At 63.9% G+C, this 6,173-nt stretch carries 6 protein-coding genes; 5 read left to right on the top strand and 1 reads right to left on the bottom strand.

What is annotated here, in order from left to right:
• Positions 1-840, bottom strand: an 840-nt coding sequence (locus IC66_RS0119670) for a Rieske 2Fe-2S domain-containing protein (protein WP_038948740.1), incomplete at its 3' end; no start/stop codon positions are given.
• A gap of 183 nt (positions 841-1,023) precedes the next feature.
• Between IC66_RS0119670 and IC66_RS0119665 the strand changes: the two genes are divergently transcribed.
• The 5 genes from IC66_RS0119665 (at position 1,024) to IC66_RS0119640 (ending at position 6,173) form a co-directional block, all read left to right on the top strand.
• Entirely contained in the window at positions 1,024-1,536 is a 513-nt protein-coding gene (locus IC66_RS0119665; RefSeq protein ID WP_038948739.1) for a MarR family winged helix-turn-helix transcriptional regulator, read from the top strand.
• A 177-nt stretch (positions 1,537-1,713) separates the two neighbouring features.
• Positions 1,714-3,969, top strand: a complete 2,256-nt coding sequence (locus IC66_RS0119660) for a TonB-dependent siderophore receptor (protein ID WP_038948738.1) — start codon at positions 1,714-1,716, stop codon at positions 3,967-3,969.
• 634 nt (positions 3,970-4,603) lie between these two features.
• A complete protein-coding gene (locus IC66_RS0119650; protein ID WP_018320139.1) occupies positions 4,604-4,969 on the top strand; it encodes an NADH-quinone oxidoreductase subunit A in 366 nt (121 codons plus the stop codon).
• Complete coding sequence (locus IC66_RS0119645; protein WP_026202310.1) at positions 4,960-5,547, top strand: NuoB/complex I 20 kDa subunit family protein; 588 nt, start codon at positions 4,960-4,962, stop codon at positions 5,545-5,547. Before IC66_RS0119650 ends, IC66_RS0119645 begins: the two co-directional genes overlap by 10 nt.
• A gap of 11 nt (positions 5,548-5,558) precedes the next feature.
• The gene (locus IC66_RS0119640) at positions 5,559-6,173 is read left to right on the top strand and encodes an NADH-quinone oxidoreductase subunit C (protein WP_028141456.1); all 615 of its coding nucleotides are present in this window, start codon (positions 5,559-5,561) and stop codon (positions 6,171-6,173) included.

Below are 6,173 nucleotides of genomic sequence, written 5' to 3'. Positions count from 1 at the left end.
ACCCCAGCCGATCGACTCGACGCGGGCGAACTGCGCGACGCGCGGGTTCGGCACGACGCGTAAGGTCGGCAGCGCGGCCTCGCTGACGCGATAGAACACCTTGCCGTCGTCCTGCTTGCGCTCGGAGCGGACGAGGACGCCGCGCGGCGATTTCTCGAACGTCACCTCCGGGATCGACGCCATCATGTTGGTGAATTGCGGGCCCGAGAACGAGCCGTGCAGCACCGGCACGTGATAGGGATCGACCACGTTCTCGAAATGCTGCAGCCAGTTGCACGGGATGATGGCGGGGCCACCGCCGCCGATCGAGGAATCATCGGCCTCGACCAGCTCGCCGTCGTCCATTGTCTCCAGGCATTCGTAAGCCGGCAGCACCGGGCGTTTCTCGGCCGGGCCCATATAGGCGAAGATCAGTCCGTAGCGTTCCTCGACCGGATACCAGGGCTGGCGCACCTTGTCCTTGAACTGACCGCCATCGGGCTCGCAGGGCTGCTCCAGGCAGTGGCCCTCGGTGTCGAACTTCCAGCCGTGATAGCAGCAACGGATGCCGTCCTCCTCGACCTTGCCATAGTAGAGCGTAGTGCCGCGGTGGCAGCAGCGGGCGTGCAAGAGGCCGGCGCGGCCATGCTTGTCGCGGAACAGCACCAGATCCTCACCCAGAGCGCGCACCTTCCTCGGTGTGTCGGTGGCGTCACCGACGAGCCCGACCGGGTGCCAGTAACGGCGCAGCAGTTCGCCCATCGGCGTGCCGCGCACGACCGAGGTCAGCTCGGTGCGGGTGTGCGCCGGCTTCATCGCATAGGCCGTGCCGAGATCACGATCCCGCTGGGTGATGGTCATGCTGGTCCTCCCGCTTTGGCCGTGATGGCCGGGCCTTTTCGATGCCTTGGATCCAGTGAAAGATAATTCGATGACAATGTCAACGATCTTCCAAATGCCTCTTAGTCGCATTTGATGAGGCGGGCGGCGGGGCTTGGCAGGCTCGGGCTTGGCAGGCTCGGGCTTTCTTGGCAGAGGTGGATCATGAGCCAGACCGAGAGCAGGGGCGGGGCGACGTCGCCCGCAGACGAGAGCGAACCGTCGGCCCCGATCACCGTGATGCTGTCGTCGCGACTGATGGTGCTTGCCAATCTGCTCAAGCGCGGTGCGATCCTGCGCTACAAGCGCCTCACCGGATTGTCCTCGGTCGAGTTCGGTCTCGTCGCGTCGCTCGGCCGCCGGCCGCCGATGAGCGTGGCGCGGCTTGCCGAGGCCGTCGGCCAGGACAAGGGACAGATCAGCCGCGCGCTGGCAAATCTGCTCTCGCGCAAGCTGATCGTGAAATCGGCTAATCCGAAAGATAGCCGCGAAGTGCTGATCTCGCTGACGGCGGCGGGCCTCGCCGCGCATGATGCGATCGTCGACGGCGCGCAGGAGCGCAACCGGCGCCTGCTGGAACAGCTGAGCGAAGCCGAGTTCCACACGCTGCTGGGTCAAGTCGATCGGCTCACGGCGATCGCCGCCGAGATGCTCGAGAGCGAGAAGAACGCACGCTGATCTCGCAGCGCTCTCTCGACAGGTTGGATCCCTTCTAAGAGCCCTTCTAAGAAGCTTTCAATTAGGGAATTCTCGCGCCCTCCCATAAGCGTCGCAGGTGAGCGCATGCCGTCCGGGGACAGGCGGCATGACGCATCGAACATGCAGCTTCGGGGTGGCGCGTTGAACAGTCTGGGAATGCTGCGGTCGGCCGTGTTGGCGACCGCGTCCGCTTGGGTTTTGATGCCGCAGGCATCGCTTGCACAATCGTCCGCGCAGGGTGGCGCAGCGAGCCTGCCGCCGGTGACCGTCACCGCGCCGGAAGCGCGCCGCCGCGCCGCCACGACCCCTCAGCGCCGCGCGCCGCGGTCGTCGGAGCAGACTGCCAACAGGAACAGGCCGCAGCTGCAGCGCAACGTCGGCTTCGTCGAGACGCCGCGCGGCCCGGTGAACGGCTACGTCGTGGGTCGCAGCTCGTCCGGCACCAAGACCAACACGCCGATCATCGAGACGCCGCAGTCGGTGTCCGTCATCGGCGCCGAGCAGATCCGCGACCAGAAGCCGAACAAGCTCGATGAGGTCCTGCGCTACACCGCCGGTGTGCGGGCGGGAACGTTTGGCACGGACACCCGCAACGATTGGTGGCTGATCCGCGGCTTCAAGTCCGAGGACATCGGACTGTTCCTCGACGGCATGCAGCTGTTCTACACCTCCTATGCGAGCTGGAAGCTCCAGACGCCGAACATGGAGCGGGTCGAGGTGCTGCGCGGTCCGTCCGCGGTGCTCTACGGTGGGTCGAGCCCGAGCGGCATCGTCAACGTCATCAGCAAGTTGCCGCCCGCCGAGCCGATCCGCTACGTCGAGACCGGCGTCAACAATTTCGGCAACGCCTATGTCAGCTTCGATTTCGGCGGGCCGGTCGCGACCAGCCCCGAGAACGGCAAGCTGTTCGCCCGCGTGGTCGGCCAGGTCCAGAACGGCGGCACGCAGGTCAACTTCACGCCCGACAACAACTACTTCATCGCGCCATCGTTCACCTGGAAGCCGGACGCCGACACGAGCTTCACGGTGCTGGCCTCGGCCTCGAAGCAGGACACCCGCGGCATCAACTTCCTGCCCTACCAGGGCACGGTGACCAACGCACCGTTCGGCAAGATTCCGACCAGCTTCTTCGTCGGCGATCCCAGCGTCGACAAGTTCACGCGCGAGCAGGAGATGCTCGGCTATCAGTTCGCGCGCAATCTCACCGAGGACCTGACGTTCCGTCAGAACGCCCGCTTTGCGCATGTCGACATTACCTACCGCGGCTATGTCGGCAACGATTGGGCCAATATCAACACGGCCACGCTCAATCGGTACAATTGGTATGCAAAGAACACTGCCAATCAGGCCAATCTCGACAACCAGCTCGAGTATCGCTTCAATACGGGCCCGGTCAGGCACACGATGCTGTTCGGCGTCGACCTGAAGGGATACCAGATCGACGACTACCAGGCCTTCGGGGGCGGCGTGCCCGCGATCAACGTCTTCAATCCCGCCTATGGGGCGGCCGAGGTCGCACTGCCGGCCGCTCCGTTCCGGAACTTCCTGATCACTCAGAAGCAGGCCGGCACTTATCTTCAGGACCAGATGAAGCTCGGCAACTTCACGCTGGTGCTGAGTGGCCGCAATGACTGGGTCGAGACGACGCAGGAAACGCGTGACACCGGCGCCACGGTCGGGAGCCGCAACGACAGCAGGTTCAGCGGCCGCGCCGGGCTGATCTACAATTTCGACAATGGCATCGCACCCTACGTCTCCTATTCGACGAGCTACAATCCGATCATCGGGCTCAACGCCCAGAACCAGCTGTTTCTGCCGGAGACCGGCAAGCAGGCCGAAATCGGCGTAAAGGTCGCGCCAAAAGGCTTCGACGGTTATTTCACGGTCTCGGCGTTCGATCTGGTCCGTCAGAACGTCGCGACGACATTGCCGGGCAGCGTTCCAGTCCTGCAGAACCAGACGGGCGAGGTGACCTCGCGCGGTATCGAGCTCGAAGCGGTGGCCAATGCCACGAAGGAGCTGAAGTTCATCGGCTCCTTCACGGCCTATCATCTCTTCAACAGCAAGGATCTAGATCCGACGCTCGTCGGCAAGACACCGACCAACACGCCTGAGCTCCTGGTCTCGGGCTGGGCCGACTACACCTTCAAGGACGGACCGCTGGAAGGATTTGGTTTCGGCGGTGGCGTTCGCTACATCGGCGCGTCCTGGGCCGACACTGCCAATACCCTCGAGGTTCCCGCGGTGGTGCTCGGCGATCTCGCGGTCCATTACGAATGGCAGAACTGGCGGACGGCGCTCAACGTGATCAACGTGACCGACAAGATGTATGTCGCGAGTTGCGCGTCGACCACCTCCTGCTTCTACGGCGACCGCCGGCGCGTCACCGCCAGCGTTTCCTACAAATGGTGAGGACAGGTGAGAGCGGCTGACATCTGGTGCCGCCGGTCCTCCACCACGAGATAGATGAGCACCCGGGCTATGCCCCCCCAGCCCGAAGCTCATCGGAGCGCGGCGCGCGCGACGGCCCTCCACGTCGCCGCCGCCGCGCTCGCGACCGGTCGGGCTGCAATATATCGCAAGCCCGAGTTGTCTTCGCAGCAGGCAGGCCCGTCCCGCCGCGATGCATGGCTCGTCTGATCGCTTGCGCCTGTGGATAGGTGTCTTTGCTCCGGGGCGCTCGGCATTATGTCGCCGGGGTGACAGTCAGTCGGGGCCTAATGGCGGCCGCAGCTCGGTTTGGGTGCGCTGCCGCACCAAAAAACCAGGTGCTTTTCTCGTGCAATGCATGGCAAAAAGCTGCCTTGGCTCGCGCGGCCGCAATCTCAGAACGGCTGCCCGGCAAAACGGTGGCCGCCCTTGCTGGCCTTGGCGATCTGCTCCATACCAGCGCGGGGTGATTCCGGGATTTTCACCGTTCTGGGGGCGGCAAAGGGCCTAAAAAGAGCGTGTCTTGCGCCCATTGGTGCACTGCGCTAAGGCTCAGAATAATTCCAAATCGGACGAATCCGTGGCTGTCCCGAGGCTGCGGGAAAAAGGGCTCGCCATGAGCGGCATTCTGCAGAACTATCTTCCACTCGTCGTCTTTATAGGGGTAGCGGGCCTCATTGGCCTCGTGCTGCTGATCGCGCCCTTCGTCGTGGCGTTCCAGCAGCCGGACCCGGAAAAGCTGTCGGCGTATGAGTGCGGTTTCAACGCCTTCGACGACGCGCGCATGAAGTTCGACGTCCGCTTCTATCTGGTCGCCATTCTCTTCATCATCTTCGATCTCGAGGTGGCGTTCCTGTTTCCCTGGGCGGTGGCGTTCGGCAAGCTTGGCGCGACCGGCTTCTGGTCCATGGTGGTGTTCCTCGCCGTGCTGACGGTCGGGTTCGCCTATGAATGGAAGAAGGGAGCACTCGAATGGGATTGAACCCCGTGTCGTCCACAGGTCCGGCTATCGCGCCGGCCCCCAAGGGCATCCTGGATCCGTCGACCGGCCGGCCGGTCGGGGCCAATGATCCGTTCTTCCTCGAGGTCAATTCCGAGCTGTCCGACAAGGGCTTCTTCGTGGCCGCGACCGACGACCTCATCACCTGGGCCCGTACCGGCTCCCTGATGTGGATGACCTTCGGTCTCGCCTGCTGTGCGGTCGAGATGATGCAGGTGTCGATGCCGCGTTACGACGTCGAGCGCTTCGGCTTCGCGCCGCGTGCCTCGCCGCGCCAGTCCGACGTGATGATCGTCGCAGGCACGCTGACCAACAAGATGGCGCCGGCGCTGCGCAAGGTCTACGACCAGATGCCCGAGCCGCGCTACGTCATCTCGATGGGCTCCTGCGCCAACGGCGGCGGCTACTATCACTATTCCTACTCGGTCGTGCGCGGCTGCGACCGCATCGTGCCGATCGACATCTATGTGCCGGGCTGCCCGCCCACGGCGGAAGCGCTGCTTTACGGCGTGCTGCTGCTGCAGAAGAAGATCCGGCGCACCGGCACCATCGAACGCTAAGGTTTTACGTCATGGACGACGCCAAGCTCGACGCCCTGGGGCAGACGATCGTTAGCGCGCTTCCGGGCGCCGCCATCGGTCATTCGGTGGCCTTCAACCAGCTGACGGTTGATGTCGAAGCCAGCAAGATCGTCGAGGTGGTCAAGTACCTCCGCGACGACCCGAACTGCCGCTTCATCAACTTCACCGACATCACGGCCGCAGACTACCCGTCGCGCGAGAAGCGCTTCGACGTGATCTATCACTTCCTGTCCCCGACCCTGAACGCGCGGATCCGGCTCAAGGCCCAGGCCGACGAGACCACGCAGGTGCCGTCGCTGATCGAGGTGTTCCCCGGCGCCGACTGGTTCGAGCGCGAGGCTTACGACCTCTACGGCGTGTTCTTCGTCGGCCATCCCGACATGCGCCGCATCCTCACCGATTACGGTTTCGAGGGTCACCCGCTGCGCAAGGACTTCCCGACCACCGGTTTCGTCGAGGTCCGCTACGACGACCAGGAGAAGCGGGTTGTGTACGAGCCCGTCCGGCTCAACCAGGAATTCCGCAAGTTCGACTTTTTGTCTCCGTGGGAGGGGGCCGATTATCCGGTCCTTCCAGGGGATGAAAAAGCGGGACCGAAGGTCTGA

Source organism: Bradyrhizobium genomosp. III (genome assembly GCF_000261705.1).
GTDB lineage: Bacteria > Pseudomonadota > Alphaproteobacteria > Rhizobiales > Xanthobacteraceae > Bradyrhizobium > Bradyrhizobium ottawaense.
This window is presented reverse-complemented; position numbering and strand designations above follow the sequence as displayed.